This window comes from Citrobacter sp. wls826 (genome assembly GCF_005281245.1).
Classification (GTDB): domain Bacteria; phylum Pseudomonadota; class Gammaproteobacteria; order Enterobacterales; family Enterobacteriaceae; genus Citrobacter; species Citrobacter braakii.
Genome location: NZ_SZWS01000054.1, coordinates 261908 through 265064 on the forward strand (window position 1 = coordinate 261908; position 3157 = coordinate 265064).

Annotated in this window: 1 protein-coding gene and 1 pseudogene; both read right to left on the minus strand. The window is 58.5% G+C overall.

Translation table 11 applies throughout. The features are described 5' to 3' along the window. Positions 1-2769: host specificity protein J (locus FDW87_RS15345; protein WP_252363202.1), on the minus strand; the 2769-nt coding region annotated here is incomplete at its 3' end. Positions 2770-2840: 71 nt separating this feature from the next. Further along, positions 2841-3157, minus strand: a pseudogene (locus FDW87_RS22750) (tail assembly protein); the annotation flags it as partial.

Consider the following 3157-nt stretch of genomic DNA (forward strand, 5'->3'; position numbering starts at 1 on the left):
AAATATCTGGTTGCCCTGCGCCACAAACATCGGAGTTTCATTGCCGTTCGCCGGGTTGATAAACGCGATACGGTCAGCCGCCACCAGGAACTGGCTCAGCTTACCTTCTTCCGTATCCTCCATGCTCAGGCCCAGACCAGCCACATAGTGCTTCCCGTCTTCGGTCTGTTCTATCTTCACGCCCCACATGGCATTCCACTTGCCGTTCGCGTCCTGCCACTCTTCCGAAAACTGATCCAGCCGGCTGGCGTTGTCTTCTGTCAGTTCCACCTTCTCCAGCAGTTCTTTGCCGAGGTGGCTTTCGGTGATTTCCCCTTTGAAGAAGTCCAGATAGCCCGCCGCATCGTTGCTGGCCTGGCCTTTAGCCTCCACGAACGCCGATTTCCCGACCTGGTTCACGGCACGGATATAGAAGTAATAGTCTTTACCTGGTTTGATACTCGCGTTTGCCGCAATCCAGTACAGCGCCGTGCCGAGATAACGCGCATCGCTTTCCACCTGGCGGATATCGGTTATCTGCGTATCCGTAAACCAGAATTCATACTGCACCGTGGGGTCATATACCGCCTGACGCGGGGTGGCGGTTATCTGGAAATAGCCGGGAATCAGCTCAACATAAGACGGTACAGCCGGCGCGGCGATACTGAAATCTGTGCTGGCAGGCTCACCCTGCTGGCCCTGGGTGTTCACCGCCCGCACCGTCAGGGTGTAGCGCCCCGGCGTCAGGTTGCGGAAGGTGTGCTCCGTTTCGGTCAGGGTCAGGCTGCTGGCCAGGCGGTCGCTGTTATCTTCCGCTTTCACCGTCAGGCGCAGGAAGAAGTTAACGCCTTTCACCACGCGCGGCGTGTCCCAGCGCGCCCGCGCCTGATACTGCCCGTCCTCTGCCAGAATCTCCGTGGTGAGATGCTGCACAGCGGGTGGTGTGTTCGTGACACCTGTGCCGGGCAACGGGTCAAACTTCGCACCGTTGTCCACGATGCTCTCTTTCTCCGGAACATGCTGCACGGCGGTGATGGCATACGTCCCGTCATCATTCTCCCGTATGGCCACGCAGCGAAACAGGCGCTGGCGCAGGTCCGGCAGTTTCAGCCCCCACACGCTGTACGCCGCCACGCCATCGGGTAACTGGCTGACGGTCACGCGGTCCGGGGCCGGATGTGCAGTGACCGCGACGGTAACAGGCTGGCCATCGCTGCCCACCAGGTTCAGCACCACATTGCCGCCTGGCGGTATTTCCACCTCGCGGTCCAGGGTGAGCGTACGGGACAGGCTGTCGACCGACAGAACGCGTCCGCCCACGGTCACGCCGGCATAATCACTGTCGCAGACCTCAATGATATCGCCGGGAACATGTCGCAGTCCTTCGGCCCCCACGGAAAAATCCACCGTCTGCGTTTCCAGCAATTCGGTGGTGATGGCCCACAGTCCGGCGCGGTGCGCCTGCCCCCGGCTGGTACAGGCGAACGCGTCCATCTTCAGGACGTTGCGACCGTAGCGCCGGATGGCAGCGTCGTTTTCCACCAGTTCGGTGGACGTTTCCCAGCCGTTGTTCGGGTCGGTGTAACGGACCTCGGCGGCATTATGGCGCTCTTTCAGGGCGCTGAAGCTGTAGATGAACGGCGCACCGTCAGCGGGCATCACCACATTACTCTGCGTATAGGTCCAGACTTTATCGGCGGGCCGGTCCTGTACAAAGGTCAGGGTATTGCCGTTCCAGACCGGCATGCAGCGCATCAGGGAACAGAAGTCCCCCAGCACGTCCCACGCTTTACGCTGGTCCGTCAGATACGCATTGCAGGTGATACGCGGCTCTGTCCCGCCAAAACCGTCTGGAACAAGCCGATCGCAGTACTGTGCAATGGCATACAGCGCCCACTTGTCCACATCGGCAACACCGATGCGGCTTCCCATGCCATAGCGCGGGTGGGTCAGCATATCCAGCACACACCAGGCCGGATTATCTGTCCAGGCGGGTTTAAACGTCCCGTCCCACAGCCCGGAATACGTCCGTTTTACCGGATCATAATTCGACGGCACCTGTACGATGCGCCCGCGCAGGAGATAGTTTCGCGTGACCTGTTGGCTGCCAAACTGCTCCGCGTCCACTTTTACCCCGATAACGGCGGTATTCGGATAGAGTTGTTTTACATCAATGATTTCGGTATAGCCCGACCACACCGTTTTGTTCTGCAGCAGGTCTGTCGTACTGTCATCAGTGATACGTTGCATGCGGACTTCAAACGGCCGGGGCGGCAAATCATCGATCACCACAGATGCCAGAAACTGCGTGGTTGTTTTACCTGTAATGGTGATATCCCGTTCCGTTCGCCACAGCCCGTCCCGGCGAAACTGGATCAGCATCTGTACGCTGGTCGGGTTGCGGTCGCCTTTGGTACTGGTACTGACCAGAGACTGCACACCAAAGGTAAAACGCAGACGGTCCACCGTTTTAGCGGTAATGGTGCGGGTCACCGGCTCTGACTTCTTCACCTCCACACCCAGCAGGGTTTCAGCACCGGAGTCTTCGAATCCCTCCATCGCGGTCTGCTCATCCTCCCCCACGCGGTAAACCACGGTGACACCGTGAACCATCGCATTACCGTCGCTGTCGAGGACCGGCGTTTTGTTAATTCTGACACTTTTCAGCCCGTCCACCGGACCTTCAATCGGCCCCTCGCAGATGGCATCAACAACGGTCAGCATCTGGCTGGATTTCAGGTCGTCAGGAGCCTCATGCGGCGTTTTACTGCTGCCACCACCCTTCCCCATAATCTGTTCCCTCTGAAACGACAAAACCGCCCGAAGGCGGTTCTGTTTTAATATAAATATGCTGCAGTAAATCAGCGACCGATGATCACCACCTGCCCGCCGCCGCCCTCATCCCGTGTGCTTATTTCCTGGGAGATCGTGCGGGAGCCGACCAGCATTTCACCGTACAACACCGGCAGGGCATTCCCCTGCGCCACCATGTTGTCCAGTGACGAAAAATAAGTGTTCTGTTTGCCGTTATCGGTCTGCCGGGACGAGGGGATTTTTGCCTGCGGCGTCAGCATCTGCGCCACACCACCCAGCATCATGGCTGCCCCCATAGAAAACAGAACTGAGGATACCGAAATACCACCGGCAGATAACGCAGCCCCCCAGGCTGCCATTGAAG